The 16,092-nt window shown below is 71.6% G+C and carries 18 protein-coding genes; 11 read left to right on the forward strand and 7 right to left on the reverse strand.

Going from position 1 to position 16,092, the window contains the following annotated elements; genetic code table 11:
• Window positions 1–107: 107 nt before the first annotated feature.
• Entirely contained in the window at window positions 108–581 is a 474-nt protein-coding gene (gene mce, locus ACFV57_RS32500; protein ID WP_385239555.1) for a methylmalonyl-CoA epimerase, read from the reverse strand.
• Window positions 582–754: 173 nt separating this feature from the next.
• Here mce and ACFV57_RS32505 point away from each other — a divergent pair, with 173 nt between their 5' ends.
• From ACFV57_RS32505 to ACFV57_RS32515, 3 genes are all read left to right on the forward strand, one after another.
• Complete coding sequence (locus ACFV57_RS32505; RefSeq protein WP_385239641.1) at window positions 755–1,930, forward strand: acetyl-CoA C-acetyltransferase; 1,176 nt, start codon at window positions 755–757, stop codon at window positions 1,928–1,930.
• A 177-nt stretch (window positions 1,931–2,107) separates the two neighbouring features.
• Entirely contained in the window at window positions 2,108–3,076 is a 969-nt protein-coding gene (gene meaB, locus ACFV57_RS32510; RefSeq protein WP_385239557.1) for a methylmalonyl Co-A mutase-associated GTPase MeaB, read from the forward strand.
• Window positions 3,077–3,153: 77 nt separating this feature from the next.
• Entirely contained in the window at window positions 3,154–3,705 is a 552-nt protein-coding gene (locus ACFV57_RS32515) for a GNAT family N-acetyltransferase (protein ID WP_385239559.1), read from the forward strand.
• 621 nt (window positions 3,706–4,326) lie between these two features.
• Here the strand turns inward: ACFV57_RS32515 and ACFV57_RS32520 are convergent.
• Window positions 4,327–4,971: a PepSY domain-containing protein gene (locus ACFV57_RS32520; RefSeq protein ID WP_385239561.1), complete on the reverse strand. Its 645-nt coding sequence runs from the start codon at window positions 4,969–4,971 to the stop codon at window positions 4,327–4,329.
• A 126-nt stretch (window positions 4,972–5,097) separates the two neighbouring features.
• Here ACFV57_RS32520 and ACFV57_RS32525 point away from each other — a divergent pair, with 126 nt between their 5' ends.
• Together ACFV57_RS32525 and ACFV57_RS32530 are read left to right on the forward strand one after the other, a co-directional pair.
• The gene (locus ACFV57_RS32525) at window positions 5,098–5,760 is read left to right on the forward strand and encodes a response regulator transcription factor (RefSeq protein ID WP_385239563.1); all 663 of its coding nucleotides are present in this window, start codon (window positions 5,098–5,100) and stop codon (window positions 5,758–5,760) included.
• Complete coding sequence (locus ACFV57_RS32530; RefSeq protein ID WP_385239565.1) at window positions 5,753–7,159, forward strand: ATP-binding protein; 1,407 nt, start codon at window positions 5,753–5,755, stop codon at window positions 7,157–7,159. Before ACFV57_RS32525 ends, ACFV57_RS32530 begins: the two co-directional genes overlap by 8 nt.
• A 63-nt stretch (window positions 7,160–7,222) precedes the next feature.
• On the opposite strand, the gene ACFV57_RS32535 is transcribed toward ACFV57_RS32530, so the two are convergent.
• The 4 genes from ACFV57_RS32535 to ACFV57_RS32550 form a co-directional block, all read right to left on the reverse strand.
• On the reverse strand, window positions 7,223–7,699 hold the full coding sequence (locus ACFV57_RS32535; RefSeq protein WP_385239567.1) for a MarR family winged helix-turn-helix transcriptional regulator: 477 nt from the start codon (window positions 7,697–7,699) through the stop codon (window positions 7,223–7,225).
• A 115-nt stretch (window positions 7,700–7,814) separates the two neighbouring features.
• Window positions 7,815–8,588 carry an AIM24 family protein gene (locus tag ACFV57_RS32540; RefSeq protein WP_385239569.1) on the reverse strand — a complete coding sequence of 258 codons (774 nt, stop codon included), beginning with the start codon at window positions 8,586–8,588 and terminating at the stop codon, window positions 7,815–7,817.
• A complete protein-coding gene (locus tag ACFV57_RS32545) occupies window positions 8,585–9,268 on the reverse strand; it encodes an AIM24 family protein (protein ID WP_385239571.1) in 684 nt (227 codons plus the stop codon). Before ACFV57_RS32545 ends, ACFV57_RS32540 begins: the two co-directional genes overlap by 4 nt.
• A complete protein-coding gene (locus ACFV57_RS32550) occupies window positions 9,268–9,906 on the reverse strand; it encodes an AIM24 family protein (RefSeq protein WP_385239573.1) in 639 nt (212 codons plus the stop codon). Before ACFV57_RS32550 ends, ACFV57_RS32545 begins: the two co-directional genes overlap by 1 nt.
• A gap of 129 nt (window positions 9,907–10,035) precedes the next feature.
• On the opposite strand from ACFV57_RS32550, the gene ACFV57_RS32555 reads away from it, so the two are divergent.
• Window positions 10,036–10,380, forward strand: a complete 345-nt coding sequence (locus tag ACFV57_RS32555; protein WP_385239575.1) for a DUF3817 domain-containing protein — start codon at window positions 10,036–10,038, stop codon at window positions 10,378–10,380.
• Window positions 10,377–10,682, forward strand: coding sequence for an MTH1187 family thiamine-binding protein (locus tag ACFV57_RS32560; RefSeq protein ID WP_385239577.1), 306 nt, complete (start codon window positions 10,377–10,379; stop codon window positions 10,680–10,682). The genes ACFV57_RS32555 and ACFV57_RS32560 overlap by 4 nt, the downstream gene beginning before the upstream one ends.
• A gap of 16 nt (window positions 10,683–10,698) precedes the next feature.
• Here ACFV57_RS32560 and ACFV57_RS32565 read toward each other — a convergent pair whose 3' ends face one another.
• Window positions 10,699–11,697, reverse strand: a complete 999-nt coding sequence (locus tag ACFV57_RS32565; RefSeq protein ID WP_385239579.1) for a DUF5937 family protein — start codon at window positions 11,695–11,697, stop codon at window positions 10,699–10,701.
• A gap of 118 nt (window positions 11,698–11,815) precedes the next feature.
• On the opposite strand from ACFV57_RS32565, the gene ACFV57_RS32570 reads away from it, so the two are divergent.
• From ACFV57_RS32570 to ACFV57_RS32585, 4 genes are all read left to right on the forward strand, one after another.
• Window positions 11,816–13,186 (forward strand): MFS transporter, encoded by a 1,371-nt coding sequence (locus ACFV57_RS32570; RefSeq protein ID WP_385239581.1) that lies wholly within the window; start codon window positions 11,816–11,818, stop codon window positions 13,184–13,186.
• Between the two features lie 66 nt (window positions 13,187–13,252).
• On the forward strand, window positions 13,253–13,762 hold the full coding sequence (locus ACFV57_RS32575; RefSeq protein WP_385239583.1) for a MarR family winged helix-turn-helix transcriptional regulator: 510 nt from the start codon (window positions 13,253–13,255) through the stop codon (window positions 13,760–13,762).
• Between the two features lie 53 nt (window positions 13,763–13,815).
• Window positions 13,816–14,148 (forward strand): DUF3817 domain-containing protein, encoded by a 333-nt coding sequence (locus tag ACFV57_RS32580; protein WP_385239585.1) that lies wholly within the window; start codon window positions 13,816–13,818, stop codon window positions 14,146–14,148.
• Between the two features lie 120 nt (window positions 14,149–14,268).
• A complete protein-coding gene (locus tag ACFV57_RS32585) occupies window positions 14,269–15,969 on the forward strand; it encodes a methylmalonyl-CoA mutase (RefSeq protein ID WP_385239587.1) in 1,701 nt (566 codons plus the stop codon).
• Window positions 15,970–16,092 lie beyond the last annotated feature (123 nt).

A 16,092-nucleotide genomic window follows, 5' to 3' on the forward strand; every position in this document is an offset into this window, starting at 1 on the left:
AGCTGACCCTTCCGAAGAAATGGTGTCAGATCATCGGCGGAGTGTGGACCGGGCCCCGACCCGGCCCCCGGCCGAAGGTGCACTCTACCGGCCGGGGAAGGGAAAGGTCAGTGCTCAGTCGTGGAGGGGGACGAGGAAGAGGGGGCGGCGGTTCCCTCGTGGGGGGCCGCGGTGACGAGTTCGGTGAGCACGCCGTGGCAGTCCTTGGGGTGCAGGAACGTGATCCGCGAGCCCATCGAACCGATGCGCGGCTGCTCGTAGAGCACCCGTACGCCCTTGTCCCGGACGGCCTCGGAGTCCGCGTCCACATCGGCCGTCCCGAAGGCGATGTGGTGCACCCCCTCACCGTTCTTGGCGAGCCACTTGCCCACCGCGGAGTCCGGCCGGGTCGGTTCCAGGAGCTGGAGGTAGGAGGCGCCGCCGTCCGACGTATCGTTGATCTTCAGCATGGCCTCGCGGACGCCCTGCTCCTCGTTGACCTCGGTGTGGAACACCTCGAAGCCGTACGTGGCACGGTAGAACTCGACGGTCGCGTCGAGGTTCTCGCAGGCGATCCCGATGTGGTCGATTCGCGTCAGCATGGCTCCAGTGCACCGCTCGCACGCGTGGTTACGCAACGTGCGCGCGATCACACCCGCAGCCCGGTGACCCGGCGCCTACCGCTCAGTACATTGACGGGAACCCTCGTTAACCTCCCTGTACAGGAAGGGCCGCGCTGATGTCGAAAGCGAACGGTACGTCCAGCACCACCTCCGTGATCGTCGCGGGCGCCCGTACCCCCATGGGCCGCCTGCTCGGGTCCCTGCGCAGCTTCACCGGCGCCGACCTGGGGGGCGCGGCCATCAAGGCCGCCCTGGACCGGGCGGGCATCGGCGGTGACCAGGTGCAGTACGTGATCATGGGGCAGGTGCTCCAGGCCGGCGCGGGCCAGATCCCCGCCCGCCAGGCCGCCGTCAAGGCCGGCATCCCGATGAGCGTGCCGGCGCTGACCGTCAACAAGGTCTGCCTCTCCGGCCTCGACGCCATCGCCCTCGCCGACCAGCTGATCCGCGCCGGCGAGTTCGACGTGGTCGTCGCCGGCGGCCAGGAGTCCATGACCAACGCGCCGCACCTGCTGCCCAAGTCCCGCGAGGGCTACAAGTACGGCGCCGTCGAACTGCTCGACTCGATGGCCCACGACGGCCTCACCGACGCGTACGAGAACGTCGCCATGGGCGAGTCGACCGAGAAGCACAACACGCGCCTGGGCATCGGCCGCCCCGAGCAGGACGAGATCGCCGCCCGCTCCCACCAGCGGGCCGCCGCCGCGCAGAAGAACGGCCTCTTCGAGGCCGAGATCACCCCCGTGGAGATCCCGCAGCGCAAGGGCGAGCCGGTCGTCTTCAGCAAGGACGAGGGCATCCGGCCCGAGACCACCACCGAATCCCTGGCCAAGCTGCGCCCCGCCTTCTCCAAGGACGGCACCATCACCGCCGGCACCTCCTCCCAGATCTCCGACGGCGCCGCCGCGGTGGTCGTCATGAGCAAGGCCAAGGCCGAGGAACTGGGCCTGGACTGGATCGCCGAGATCGGCGCGCACGGAAACGTGGCGGGCCCGGACAACTCCCTCCAGTCCCAGCCCAGCAACGCGATCCGGCACGCGCTCGGCAAGTCCGGTCTCACCGTCGAGGATCTTGACCTGATCGAGATCAACGAGGCGTTCGCCGCGGTGGCCGTGCAGTCAATGAAGGATCTCGGGGTATCGCCGGAAAAGGTGAACGTCAACGGCGGGGCGATCGCGCTCGGTCACCCGATCGGCATGTCCGGCGCCCGCATCGTGCTCCACCTTGCCCTGGAACTGCGGCGGCGCGGTGGCGGCGTGGGCGCGGCGGCGCTGTGCGGTGGCGGGGGCCAGGGGGACGCGCTGATCCTGCGGGTGCCGGGCAAGTAGGCCTCGCGGGGCGGGGCGAGGGGCGCCGTGCCGGTACCCGTGCGGGGCCGGTACGGGCGTGACGCACGGTGGAGGCGTGACGCGTTGCCGTCGCCGGCCCGGCCCCTGCGGCTCCGGCTTTGTGCCGCTCGCCGCACACATGTGCTCCACGTGGAACAAATTGGGAGGAAATGGCCGATGGTGGACGTCCCCGAGCTGGTGGAACAAGCACGGCAGGGCCGGCCGCGGGCCGTGGCCCGGCTGATCTCGCTGGTGGAGGGCGCGTCCCCGCAGCTGCGCGAGGTGATGGCCGCACTGGCCCCACTGGCCGGCCGGGCCTACGTGGTCGGGCTGACCGGATCGCCCGGCGTCGGCAAGTCGACCTCCACATCCGCGCTGGTCAGCGCGTACCGGCGGGCCGGCAAACGGGTCGGGGTACTCGCCGTGGACCCCTCCTCCCCGTTCTCCGGCGGAGCGCTGCTCGGCGACCGCGTACGGATGTCCGAACACGCCTCCGACCCCGGCGTCTACATCCGCTCCATGGCCACCCGCGGCCACCTCGGCGGCCTCGCGTGGGCCGCGCCCCAGGCCATCCGGGTGCTGGACGCGGCCGGCTGCGACGTCGTGCTCGTCGAGACGGTGGGCGTCGGGCAGTCCGAGGTCGACATCGCCGGCCAGGCCGACACGACGATGGTGCTGCTCGCACCGGGCATGGGGGACGGCATCCAGGCCGCCAAGGCCGGAATCCTGGAGATCGGCGACGTCTACGTCGTCAACAAGGCCGACCGCGACGGCGCCGACGCGACGGCCCGCGAACTCAACCACATGCTCGGCCTCGGCGAGGCGCGCGCGCCCGGCGACTGGCGGCCGCCCATCGTCAAGACGGTGGCCGCGCGGGGCGAGGGCACCGACGAGGTCGTCGAAGCCCTCGAAAAGCACCGCGCCTGGTCGGAAGAGCACGGCACCCTCGCGGAACGCCGCCGCGCGCGTGCGGCCCGCGAGGTCGAGACCATCGCCGTCACCCGCCTCCGCGAACGCATCGGCGACCTCCGAGGCGACCGCCGCCTGTCCGTCCTGGCAGAACGCATCACGGCCGGCGAACTGGACCCGTACGCGGCGGCGGACGAGCTGGTGGCGGGGCTGACGGGGGAGGACGCGCAGGGGTGAGGCGGGGCGGATGCGGGGGCCCACGCCGCCCCTGAAAACGGGTTGCCGTCCCGCCGGGCCGGGGGCAACGTCCAGCCATGGACACCCCCGCCGAACGCCTTCGCCACTACCGGGTCGAGCTGCGCCGTTGGCGTACGGACGACATCGACACCCTGGATCGCCTGATCACCGAGTCGCGCGACCACCTGCGGCCGTGGATGGCCTTCGCGGCCGGCCATGACCGGGAGCGCGGGCGGGAGTTCCTGGCCCGGTGCGAGGAGGAATGGACCTCGGGCGAGGCGTACCGCTACGCGATCACAACGGATGGCGTGGTGGTCGGCAGCTGCGGCCTGATGCGACGGATCGGCCCCGGCGGGCTGGAACTCGGCTACTGGCTCCACCACGCGCGGACGGGCGAGGGCCTGGCCACGGTGGGCGCGGGGGCGCTCGTGCGGGAGGGACTGCGGTTGCCGGGCATCGACCACATCGAAATCCGCCACGATGAGGCGAATGTTGCCAGTGGGGGTGTGGCTCGGCGGTTGGGGTTTCGGGAGGTCGGGCGGGGGCCGGTGCCGGTGGGGGCGGTGGGGGAGGTGGGGGTCGAGGTGAGGTGGCGCCTTTGGCGCCGGGTTTCCGGGTTGCCTGCGTGAGGGTGCGCGTTGTGCGCTGTCGGTCCGGTGGGTGGGGGGCTCGGGCCCACGCAGGGGTCACTCCTCGACACCGTGTACGTCATCGGTGACGTAGTAGTGAACCCAGATACCCGGCTGCTCTGCGGGGAGACCCCTGCGTGGACCCGAGCCCCGCGCCGTGGGCGACTATCCGTACATCGTGGCTGAGAACACACAGCCCGGTCCGGCGCGGAGCGCTGGACCGGGCCCGGGGCCCCTGCGCGGAGCGCAGGGGACGGGCTCGCCGCGCGGAGCGGGGCGGCGGGGTGGGGAGCCCCGGGGGGCCGCCCTCCTACCCGGGTGGTGGGTGACCGTCTCGCCCTCCGGCACCGCGAGCCTCACCACACGGTGGGGCGCCGACCAGGGTGATCGAAATCTTCCCCACCAGCTGTCCGGGACGCGCCAAACCGGCCGGAGGGGGTGCGTAGGGGGCCATCCCCGCAGAGCAGCCGGGTATCTGGGTTCACAACTACGTCCCGGATGACGTGCACGGTGTCGAGGAGTTGGCCCCCTGCGCACCCCCGCCCCCCGAACGAAAGCAACGCGACCCGCGCGACAGCGCAACCCCCGCGCGAAGCGCAAAGACGCGCACCCCGAGGGGGCCTAGTCGTCGTAGCCGCCATTGTCGTCGTCGTCCGCACTCCGCGGCGCAACCGTCACCTTCGCCGTCCGCGGGTCGACGTTGAGCTTGTGCTCCTTGCCGTCCTTGGTGACGGTTTCCACCTCCCAGACAGCGCCGACGCGGTGATCGTCGTCCAGGTCGACGGACGTGACGGTGCCGTACGAGGCAGCAGCCTTCCGCGCCGCCTGGGCGGCATCGACGGTGGCGCCCTTGAGCTCGGCACGGGCGTGATCGACGCCGTGATCGTCGTCCCCTTCATGCTCGACGCGCTGGTTCAAAACCTTCGCGTCGCCCGCGTCAAGCGTGACCTCGTGCCACTTGCTGTCCTTGCCGAGGACGTCGACCTCCCAGACCAGGCCGGGCCGGTCCTCGTCGAGGTCGATGCCGGTGACGGTGCCGGGCGTGGCCTTGAGGGCGGCCGCCGCGGCCTGCGGGGCGGAGACGGACGCCGCCTTGGCCTCCCGTGCGTCCTCGTGGACGTCGTCGTCGGGGACGCTGACGCTGGAGCGCGGCGTCGACGACGGGGACGGCGCCGCCGAGTCCCCGCTGAAGGCGACGGCGGTCGCGGTGCCGCCGCCGATGAGGGCGGCCGCGGCCACGGTGGCGATGACGATGTTGCGCTTCATCTCGGTTCGTTCTCCCCGGTCGGAGTGGTGTTGCTCGATGACGTGGTCCACCGTGGCGCAGCCAAGCTGAAGGCAGGCTGAAGTCACCTGAAGGGTTCTTCAGGCGGGCGGTGGCATCGTGGGCGTATGCGCCTGTTGATCGTGGAGGACGAGAAGCGGCTGGCCTTGTCGCTGGCCAAGGGCCTGACGGCCGAGGGGTACGCGGTCGACGTGGTGCACGACGGCCTGGAGGGGCTGCACCGGGCGGGCGAGGGCGCGTACGACCTGGTCGTACTGGACATCATGCTGCCGGGGATGAACGGCTACCGCGTGTGCGGCGCGTTGCGCGCGGCCGGGAACGACGTGCCGATTCTGATGCTGACGGCCAAGGACGGGGAGTACGACGAGGCCGAGGGGCTGGACACCGGCGCGGACGACTACCTGACGAAGCCGTTCTCGTACGTGGTGCTGGTGGCCCGCGTGAAGGCACTGCTGCGCCGCCGCGGGCGAACGGCGCTGCCCGTGTTGCGGGTGGGGGAGCTGAGCATTGACCAGGGCTCGCGCCGGGTGGAGCGGGGCGGGACGGAGGTGGTCCTGACCGCGAAGGAGTTCGCGGTGCTGGAGCAACTGGCGCTCCGCGCGGGGGACGTGGTCTCGAAGGCGGAGATCCTGGAGCACGTGTGGGACTTCGCGTACGAGGGCGACAACAACATCGTCGAGGTGTACGTGAGCGCGCTGCGCCGCAAGCTGGGCGCCGCGGCGATCGTGACGGTGCGCGGCGCCGGGTACCGGCTGGTGTCCGGTGCGTAGGTTTTCCGGGAAGGTACGGGTCCGGGCCGCGGCGGGCGCGTCGCTGGTCGTGGCGCTGGCGCTGGTCGCGGCGGGGACGGCGTTGCTGCTGGTGCTGAAGCACAATCTGGTGGGCCAGGCGGATCTGCAGGCGGAGAACGCCGCCCGCGAGGTCGCGACGCAGATCGCCACGGGCAAGCCGTACCAGAAGCTGGATCTTCCGGACGGGGACGAGCGTCCGGTGGTGGTGCTGGCCGAGGACGGACGGGTGCTGGCGGCGGGTGACGACGTGCGGGCGGTGGACGGGAAGTCCGTGGCGCAGCAGCCGTCGGCCGGGCGGCAGCCGGGGGGCTCCGACGACGATGATGACGACGACGATCAGAAGATCAAGCCGGGCGAGGTCGAGGACGAGGCGCGGCACAGCGGCGGTACGGCGACGGTCGGGCACCGCACGGCGGACTACCGCTTCGCGACGGTGGAGGCGAAGGACACACGGGGCGGCAAGGCCGTGGTTCGGGCCGGGTCGCCGCTGGCGGCGGAGCGCGAGGCCGTGGGCTCGGTGCGTACCGCGATGCTCATCGGGCTGCCGTGCCTGCTGCTGGTCGTGGCGGGGGTGACCTGGCTGGTGACGCGGCGGGCGCTGCGGCCGGTGGAGGGCATCCGGCGGGAGATGGCCGTGATCACGGCGAGTACGGATCTGTCGCGGCGGGTTCCGGAGCCGGGCTCGCGGGACGAGATCGACCGACTGGCCCGTACGACGAACGAGACGCTGGGCGCGCTGCAGGCATCGGTGGAGCGGCAGCGGCGCTTCGTCGCGGACGCCTCGCACGAGCTGCGGAGCCCGATCGCGAGCCTGCGGACGCAGCTGGAGGTGGGCATCGCGCATCCGGAGCTGCTGGACGCGGAGGGCGCGGTGGCGGACGCCGTACGGCTGCAGAACCTGGCGGCGGATCTGCTACTGCTGGCGCGGCTGGACGCCGGCGAGCGGCCGGCGGACGCGCGGATCGATCTGGCGGCGCTGGTGCGCGAGGAGGTCTCGCAGCGGGTGGGGGACCGGATCGCCGTGGAGGTGGGGGACCTGGAGGGCGTGGAGGTCGCCGGGTCGCGGAGTCAGCTGGGGCGGGTGCTGGGGAACTTGCTGGACAACGCGCAGCGGCACGCGGCGGGCGCCGTACGGGCGGGCGTGGCGCGTGACGGGCGGTGGGCCGTGCTGCGGGTGGCGGACGACGGGCCCGGGGTGCCGCCGGAGGAACGGGAGCGGATCTTCGAGCGGTTCGTACGGCTCGACGACGCCCGCAGCCGCGACGACGGCGGGGCCGGTCTGGGCCTCGCCATCGCCCGCGACGTCGCCGAGCGGCACGGCGGCACACTGGCGGTGCGCGACGGCTCGGTGTTCGAGCTGCGGCTGCCGGTGGTGTAGCCGCGGGACCCGCGGCCGCCGGTGGTGCGGCCGTCTGCTCCGCGGCCGCCGGCGGCGCAGCCGTCAGACCTTGCCGCGCCGTCCCCGCAGATGCTCGGCCACCGGGGTCAGGGACGTCCGGAGGGATTCGAGGTTCTCGGGGGTGAACAGGTCGATGAAGTGCCGGCGTACGGACGAGACGTGGTGCGGCGCGACCCGGCGCATGGTCTCCCAGCCCTCGTCCGTGAGCACCGCGTACAGCCCGCGGCGGTCGGACTCGCAGCTCTCGCGGCGCACCAGGCCCGCGTTCTCCATGCGGGTGATCTGGTGGGACAGACGGCTCTTGGACTGCAGGGTGGCGGCGGCCAGGTCGCTCATGCGCAGCCGCCGGTCCTCGGCCTCGGAGAGGTTGACCAGGATCTCGTAGTCGTTGTTGGTCAGTCCGAACGGCTGCAGGTCGCGCTCCAGCTGGTGCATCAGCAGTCTGCTGACGTCCAGGTGGGTACGCCAGGCACGCTGCTCCTGGTCGGTCAGCCAGGGAGTGTCGCTGTCGGTCGTCATGAATGAATTCTACCCGTGAAAGTTGAATATCGAATTAGTCATGGCTGTGACATGGCCCAGGCGCTCGGTCGGGCGCTTGCTCAGACGTTCGAGGTCACCGTCCGCAGACTACCGCTCACAGCCCGAAGCGGCGCTGGAGGCCCCCGAGCCCGCCCGGAAGCTGCGGCAGTTGTGAGCCACTTTGGCGAGTTGCCTCACCCCCGCCCGGCACCCCCGCCTCGGCCGTGACCTCGCCCGTGGCCAGCTCGGGCATCAGCTGCTCGGTCGACTGGAGCAGCACCGTGCCCGCCCCGACGAACTCGAACTGGTGCTCCTCGCCGGAGACCCCGCCCAGCCCGGTGTGCGCCCGGACGCCGCCGAGGAATCCGCGCAGGTACTGGTGGTCGTAGTGGTGGCAGGGCGAGGGGCAGTCGGCCCAGCCCACCAGGGCCTGCGGGTCCACCCGGATCGGCGGCTCCATGAAGACCACCGGGCCGTTGGAGGCGGCCACGAACTTGCCCGTGCCGATCAGTGTCAGGAAGCCCGGGATGATCGACTGCTTCAGCGAAAGAGATGGCTGAAAGGCGAGCAAGTTGCCCGAGCGAATGGTCAGGTTGCCCTCTTCCAGATCGTAGGAGTTCACGTCGAATGCCCGGTCGGCCAGGAGCATCTGGCCCTGGCCCTCGGCGACGACCCAGTCCGCCGCGTGCAATGGCGAATGGAAACTGTGGGCGATCAGGCCGTCCAGCGCGCCGTGCCCGATGCCCTGGAAGTCGATCCGCCCGTAGTAGGCGATCATCTTCCCCTTCTGCAGGAACCACTGGCCGTTCAGGTCCACGCTGAAGGTGTACTCGTTGACGTTGTCGTCCGAGGGGAGCGTGTGGGGGTCGTGGATGACGGGGCCGTTCACAGTTTCTCCTCCGACGCCTGTACGTAGACGGTGCCCTGGCCGGACAGCTCCAGCTGGAACGCCTCGCCCGAGCCGCGGCCGACCATCTCCCGCCAGCCGAGGGCGGTGGACAGCTTGTTGCGGACGTCGCCGCGGTGCGCCACGTACGCCTGCGGGTCGACGTGGACGGGCCGCTGCGGGGTGATGGGCAGTTCGATGACGCCGCCGTGCGCCATCACGGCCACCCCGCCCTGCCCCTTGAGGGTCGTGGTGAACAGGCCCTGGCCGGTGACCTGGCCGCGGACCATGCCCATCACGCCGCCCTGCGACCCCATGAACATCGTGCCCTGCTGGAGCGTCCCGTCGAAGGCCAGCAGCCGGTCGGCCTCGACGTAGAGGGTTTCGCCGGTCAGGTCGACGATGTGGATGTGGTGGCCGCCGTGGCCGAAAAAGACGGTGCCGGTGCGGGCACCTCCCTGGCCCTCAAGGCCTTGGCGGACCTCCACGGTCATCAGCGGGGTCGCCTCGTTGGCGATCCGCCGGCCGATCATCGAGCCGATGCCGCCCTGGCCGCCCTGGATGTTGGGCGTGAAGGTGACGTCGCCCTGGTAGGCGAGCATCGCGCCGCGCTGGCTGAACATCCGCTGTCCCGGGCCGATCTGCGCGCGCACCATGCGGGAGTTGACGGGGGTGAACGGCATCAGACCTCCCCGCCGATGGTGTTGCGCTCGCTGGGCTGTACGTACACCAGGCCCTCGCCCTCGAAGCGGATCTGGAAGGACTCGCCGGAGCCCTCGCCTATGAAGGTGCGGAAGTTCACCCCGGACTGGAAGTGCTGCTTGAGGTCGCCGGTGTGCGCGATGTACGCGCCCGGGTCGACCTGGAGCGGGTACTGCTTGGTGACGCGCAGCACCACGGCCGGCCCGTCGGAGGTGATCGCGGCCTGGCCGCTGCCCTCGACGGTGGTGGTGAACAGGCCGTTGCCCTGTGAGGCGCCGCGCAGCCCGGTGAAGGTGGTGCCGGTGCGCAGCGCGGCGTCCGTGCACAGCAGGTTGCTGGCTTCCACGTACAGCTTCTCGCCGTGCAGCTGCACGAGGTTGATCTCGCTGGCGCGGTCGGCGAAGTAACAGGTGCCCCGGCCCTTCACCTCCATCACTTCCATCTGTTCGCCGGTGAGCCGGCGGGTCACCATGCCGCGCAGCCCGTCACCGCCGCCGGTCATCTTCTTGAACGTCATCTGGCCGTCGTAGGCGACCATCGCGCCGTTCTTCGCCTTGACGGCGTCGCCGGTCATGTCGACGGCGAGCACTTTGCTCCCCTGGAGCCGAAACTGAGCCACAGGATCGAAGGTATCCGGCACGCCGACCCCTGAACAGTGATCCTTTGCGGGCCTGCAACAATGGGGACGCCCTTGTGAAATGTCGCACAAGCGCATCGTGCCGCCACCTGCCACCCGAACGAGGTTCCCGTGGACATCAAGACCGCTTCCGCCCTGCGCCGGCTCCGCCTGGTCTCCGCCCCCGAGGCGGTGTCCTTCCTGCTGCTGCTCGTCTGCTCGGTCCTCAAGCGGACCACCAGCTTCGACGGCGTCATGGTGATGGGCATGGTGCACGGCGTCCTGTTCATCCTGTACGTCCTGTTCTGGCTGGACGCCTGGAACCGCACCAAGTGGAACTGGCAGACCGCCGCCCTCTACTTCGTGCTCTCCGTCCTGCCCACCGGCGGCTTCTTCGCCGAACGCAAGCTCAAGCGCGAGGCCGAGGCGAGCGTCATCGCCGCCCGCGCCCGCAGGGAAGGTGTGGTCAACGCATGATCGTCGCATTCTCGGTGAGCCCGCTGGGCGTGGGCGAGGACGTCGGCGAGTACGTCGCCGACGCCGTACGGGTGGTCCGCGAGTCCGGGCTGCCCAACCGTACGGACGCCATGTTCACCTCGATCGAGGGCGAGTGGGACGAGGTCATGGACGTCGTCAGGCGCGCCGTGGCCGCCGTCGAGGCGCGCGCCGGGCGGGTCTCGCTCGTCCTGAAGGCCGACATCCGGCCCTCCGTCACCGACGGCCTGACCTCCAAGGTCGAGACCGTCGAGCGCTATCTCGCGGCGGACTCCGAGGGCTGATCGCGGGGGTACGGGCTCAGCGCGGCGGCGCGCCGCCCGCGCTGAGCGCGATGCCCAGCGGCGTCCGCTCGTACAGCACCTGGTGCCCGTGCCGACGCGAGGTCAGCAGTCCGGCGTCGCGCAGCACCGACAGCTGTGCCGACACCGACGACGGCGCCAGGCCCAGCCGCTGCGCCAGCGCCGTCGTGGACGCCGGCTCGTCCAGCGCGGTGAGCACCGCCGCCCGGTTCACACCGAGCAGCCGGGCCAGCGCCGGGCCCGTCCGCGGCTCGTGCCACAGCCCGCCGATGCCGCGCGCCGGATACATCACGGTGGGCTGCCAGTGCGGCTCGTACGCGCTCACCACGTCGGGCCACACGAAGACGCTCGGCATCAGCAGTACGCCGCGCCCGGCCAGGTCCTGGATCTGCAGGAAACGGGCGCGGGTACGGACCGTGAGGGTGCCGCCCGACCAGGTGATGCGCGGGCCGAGGTCGGCGAACAGCTTCTCCAGCCCGTCGCTCGCCAGCTGCCGCGACCGGTAGGCGACCTCGGCCTCCAGCAGGGCGCGCAGCCGCGGCCAGTCCGGGGCCAGCAGCGCGTGCCAGGCCCGCTCGGTGGCGTCGGCCAGTTCCCGTACGGCGCCGGCCGGGTCCGCCAGCATGGCCCGGCCCCGCGGGGAATCGGTGGCCCCCGGCGTACAGGCCAGCGACTTGGCCAGCTCCGCGTGGGCGACGGCCGGGTCCGTGGCCCGCAGCCGCGCCAGTTCCTCTTCGAAGGGCGCGAGCGATGCCTCGGGCGGCGGCCCCAGGAAGTCCGGGGTGTAGCCGGGCTGGGGGGACGGCATCAGCAGCCACAGCGCGGACAGGTCCAGGCCCGCCAGGGCCGTACGCATCCGCCGCAGCCAGGGCAGGTGATAGCCGTGCCGGTCGGTGCGCAACACGGTCCGTACGGCTTCGTGGGTCTCGCACAGCGGCGAGATGGCGAAGCGGATGCGCAGCAGGTCCTCCGCGCCGAAGCGCATGTTCAGCGGCATGGCCGAGGCCCCCCTCTCCTCATGCCTTCACTCTTCCCACCGGACGGCCGGTTCCGTCATGGATTCGGCTGCCGTCGAATGACTGGGGGCCGGGGCCGGGGCCCGGCACGCTGCGGCCATGCCCTCGCCCGCCGGGCCCGCCGCCACGGGCCCCACCGAACCGCGCCCGGAGCCCGCTCCGGCCGCGGCCCCGGCCCTGCCTCCGGCCGCGGCCCCGCGGCCCCGTACGGCCCCGCAGCCCCGTCCAGCGCCGGACCCGGCACCCCCCACCGGCACCGGCTACCGCGCCGTCTTCGCCGTCCCCGAATTCCGCTATGTCTTCGCCGCGCACCTCATGTCCTCGCTCGGCGTCGTCGTCTGCGAGATCGCGCTGTCCGTGCTGGTCTACCGGCTCACGGGGTCGCCGCTGCTGAGCGCGCTGACGTTCGCGCTCGGCCTGCTGCCGTACGTCGTCGGCGGCACGCTGCTGTCCGCGGTCGCCGACCGCTACCCGGCCCGCCGCGTCCTCGTCGTCTGCGACCTGCTGTGTGCGGGCTGTGCCGCCGCGATGGTGCTTCCGGGGACGCCGGTCGTGGTGCTGCTGGCGCTGCGCTGCGCGACCGCCGCCATCGCCCCCGTCTTCGCCGGTACGCGGGCCGCGACGCTCGGCGACGTACTGGGGGAGGGCGACCTGTTCGTCCTGGGCCGGTCGCTGGTCCGCATCGTCAACCAGAGCGCGCAGCTCGTCGGCTTCGCCGCCGGGGGGCTGCTGCTGGCCACCGTGACGCCCGGCGCGGTGCTGGCCGTCACCGCCGGTACGTTCCTGGGCTCGGCGCTGCTGCTGCGTCTGGGCACCCGCGCCCGCCCCGCGCGCGGCGGGCCCCGCGGCGCGCTGCTGGGCGCCTCGCTGGCCGGTACGCGGCAGCTGCTGGCCGACCGCCGTGTCCGGGCGCTCCTCCTGCTGACCTGGCTGCCGCCGACGTTCGTCGTGATCCCCGAGGCGCTGCTCATCCCGTACGCGGAGCTGCTCGGCGCCGGCCCGGCGGGGGCGGGACTGCTGATGTGCGCCATGCCGATCGGCGCGATCACCGCCGAGACCCTGGCGGGCACCTTCCTCGGCCCCCGGGCCCGCGCCCGGCTGACGTTCCCGATGGGCGTCTTCTGCGTCCTGCCGTCCCTCGGCTTCGCCGCGCGGCCGTCGCTCGGCTGGGCGGTGGTGCTGCTGGTGCTGACCGGCACCGGCATCGCGTACAACTTCGGAGTGGACCGCTGGTTCGTCGCCGCCGTGCCCGACGCCCTGCTGGGGCAGGCGATGACGGTGATGCAGGCGGGACGCATGACGATCATGGGCCTCGGGATGGGCGCGGCGGGCGCCGCCGCCGAGTACGCGCCCCTGTGGGCGGTGATGCCGGCGGGCGGGGTGGCGGGGGCGGTGACCGTACTGCTGGTGCTGGCGGAGGTGCGGCGGACCGGCGGCGACCGGCCGCCGGTGACCGGGACCGGGGAGTGAACGGCACGGGTACCGAAACATGAGACGGGGCTGACCACGATATGACCGAACGGTAGGGTCGGGGGCGTGCCGAAGCCGCTCAGTCTTGCCTTCGACCCTATCGCCCGCGCCGATGAACTGTGGCAGCGACGATGGGGAGCCGTGCCGTCCATGGCCGCGATCACTTCGGTCATGCGTGCCCATCAGATCCTGCTGTCCGAGGTGGACGGCGTGCTCAAGCCGTACGGGCTGACGTTCGCCCGGTACGAGGCGCTGGTGCTGCTCACCTTCTCCAAGGCGGGGGAGCTGCCCATGTCGAAGATCGGCGAGCGGCTGATGGTGCACCCGACCTCGGTGACCAACACCGTCGACCGGCTGGTGAAGGCCGGTCTGGTCGACAAGCGGCCGAATCCGAACGACGGGCGCGGCACGCTGGCCTCCATCACCGACCGGGGGCGCGAGACCTGTGACAAGGCCACCCGCGACCTGATGGCGATGGACTTCGGCCTGGGCGCCTACGACGCCGACGAGTGCGCGGAGATCTTCGCCATGCTGCGCCCGCTGCGGGTCGCGGCCGGGGATTTCAAGGACGAGTGATCCGTGGTAGGGGCGGCGAAGATCGCCCCACAACGGGCGGTTACGCTCGGACCATGAAACGAAGCGTGCTGACCCGCTACCGGGTGATGGCCTACGTCACTGCCGTGATGCTCCTCGTGCTGTGCGCCTGCATGGTGGCCAAGTACGGCTTCGACACGGGCAAGGACCTCACCCTCGTGGTCTCCCAGATCCACGGCGTGCTCTACATCATCTACCTGGTCTTCGCCTTCGACCTGGGTTCCAAGGCGAAGTGGAAGTTCGGCAAGCTGCTGTGGGTGCTGATCTCCGGCACCATCCCGACCGCCGCCTTCTTCGTCGAGCGCAAGGTCGTCCGCGAGGTCGGGCCGCTGGTCGAGGGCGGTACGCCGCAGCCCGTCAAGGCCTGAGTTCGTACGGCCGCCGGGCCCGGCCCGGCGGCCTTCGCACATCGCGCCACGGGTGTTCTTTACCGGTGTACGGCCGTCAGCCATCGACAATTACTAGGACGTCCTAGTAAATTCGAGGGTATGGACGCTGACGCCATCGAAGAGGGCCGCCGCCGCTGGCAGGCCCGGTACGACTCCGCCCGCAAGCGGGACGCGGACTTCACCACGCTCTCCGGCGATCCCGTCGAGCCCGCGTACGGCCCCCGTCCGGGCGACACCGTCGACGGCTTCGAGCGCATCGGCTGGCCCGGCGAGTACCCGTTCACCCGCGGCCTGTACCCGACCGGCTACCGCGGCCGTACGTGGACCATCCGCCAGTTCGCCGGCTTCGGCAACGCCGAGCAGACCAACGAGCGCTACAAGATGATCCTCAAGGCGGGCGGCGGCGGCCTCTCGGTCGCGTTCGACATGCCCACCCTGATGGGCCGCGACTCCGACGACCCGCGCTCGCTCGGCGAGGTCGGCCACTGCGGCGTCGCCATCGACTCCGCCGCCGACATGGAGGTCCTGTTCAAGGACATCCCGCTCGGCGACGTCACGACCTCGATGACGATCTCCGGCCCGGCCGTCCCGGTCTTCTGCATGTACCTGGTCGCCGCCGAGCGCCAGGGCGTCGACCCGGCCGTCCTGAACGGCACGCTGCAGACCGACATCTTCAAGGAGTACATCGCGCAGAAGGAGTGGCTCTTCCCGCCCGAGCCCCACCTGCGCCTGATCGGCGACCTGATGGAGCACTGCGCGAGCGGCATCCCCGCGTACAAGCCGCTCTCGGTCTCCGGCTACCACATCCGCGAGGCGGGCGCGACGGCCGCGCAGGAGCTGGCGTACACCCTCGCCGACGGCTTCGGATACGTCGAGCTGGGCCTCTCCCGCGGCCTGGACGTCAACACCTTCGCGCCCGGCCTGTCCTTCTTCTTCGACGCCCACCTGGACTTCTTCGAGGAGATCGCCAAGTTCCGGGCCGCCCGCCGCATCTGGGCCCGCTGGATGCGCGACGTGTACGGCGCGACGAGCGAGAAGGCCCAGTGGCTGCGCTTCCACACGCAGACCGCCGGCGTCTCGCTGACCGCCCAGCAGCCGTACAACAACGTCGTCCGTACGGCCGTGGAAGCGCTCGCCGCGGTCCTCGGCGGCACCAACTCCCTGCACACGAACGCGCTGGACGAGACCCTCGCCCTGCCCAGCGAGCAGGCCGCGGAGATCGCGCTGCGCACGCAGCAGGTGCTGATGGAGGAGACCGGCGTCGCCAACGTCGCGGACCCGCTGGGCGGCTCGTGGTTCATCGAGTCGCTGACCGACCGGATCGAGGCCGACGCGGAGAAGATCTTCGAGCAGATCAAGGAGCGGGGCCGGCGCGCCGTGCCGGACGGGCAGCACCCCATCGGGCCGATGACGTCCGGCATCCTGCGCGGCATCGAGGACGGCTGGTTCACCGGCGAGATCGCCGAGTCCGCCTTCCGCTACCAGCAGGCCCTGGAGAAGGGCGAGAAGAAGGTCGTCGGCGTCAACTGCGCCCACGGCTCGGTCACCGGCGACCTGGAGATCCTGCGGGTCAGCCACGAGGTCGAGCGCGACCAGGTGCGGGTCCTCGCGGACCGCAAGGCGGCCCGGGACGACGCGCGGGTGCGCTCGTCGCTGGCGGCGATGCTGGACGCCGCGCGGGACGGCGGCAACATGATCGGGCCGATGCTGGAGGCCGTACGGGCCGAGGCGACGCTCGGCGAGATCTGTGACGTGCTGCGCGACGAGTGGGGCGTGTACACGGAGCCCGCGGGGTTCTAGGCGGACCTTCACCGGGGGCGGGGGCGTGGGCGGGCCCCCCCCCGCGGGAGGGTGATACCACCCCAGCGGGAGCCGGGCCCCCGCATTTGCCACGGCCCCCGCCGCGGGCCGCGCGACGCCGGC

The organism is Streptomyces sp. NPDC059788, assembly GCF_042732265.1.
Classification (GTDB): domain Bacteria; phylum Actinomycetota; class Actinomycetes; order Streptomycetales; family Streptomycetaceae; genus Streptomyces.

Coding starts and splice junctions, on each gene's coding strand:
- mce (WP_385239555.1), bottom strand. CDS start 581: ATGCTGACGCGAATCGACCACATCGGGATCGCCTGCGAGAACCTCGAC.
- meaB (WP_385239557.1), top strand. CDS start 2,108: ATGGTGGACGTCCCCGAGCTGGTGGAACAAGCACGGCAGGGCCGGCCG.
- ACFV57_RS32515 (WP_385239559.1), top strand. CDS start 3,154: ATGGACACCCCCGCCGAACGCCTTCGCCACTACCGGGTCGAGCTGCGC.
- ACFV57_RS32520 (WP_385239561.1), bottom strand. CDS start 4,971: ATGAAGCGCAACATCGTCATCGCCACCGTGGCCGCGGCCGCCCTCATC.
- ACFV57_RS32525 (WP_385239563.1), top strand. CDS start 5,098: ATGCGCCTGTTGATCGTGGAGGACGAGAAGCGGCTGGCCTTGTCGCTG.
- ACFV57_RS32535 (WP_385239567.1), bottom strand. CDS start 7,699: ATGACGACCGACAGCGACACTCCCTGGCTGACCGACCAGGAGCAGCGT.
- ACFV57_RS32545 (WP_385239571.1), bottom strand. CDS start 9,268: ATGCCGTTCACCCCCGTCAACTCCCGCATGGTGCGCGCGCAGATCGGC.
- ACFV57_RS32560 (WP_385239577.1), top strand. CDS start 10,377: ATGATCGTCGCATTCTCGGTGAGCCCGCTGGGCGTGGGCGAGGACGTC.
- ACFV57_RS32565 (WP_385239579.1), bottom strand. CDS start 11,697: ATGCCGCTGAACATGCGCTTCGGCGCGGAGGACCTGCTGCGCATCCGC.
- ACFV57_RS32570 (WP_385239581.1), top strand. CDS start 11,816: ATGCCCTCGCCCGCCGGGCCCGCCGCCACGGGCCCCACCGAACCGCGC.
- ACFV57_RS32580 (WP_385239585.1), top strand. CDS start 13,816: ATGAAACGAAGCGTGCTGACCCGCTACCGGGTGATGGCCTACGTCACT.
- ACFV57_RS32585 (WP_385239587.1), top strand. CDS start 14,269: ATGGACGCTGACGCCATCGAAGAGGGCCGCCGCCGCTGGCAGGCCCGG.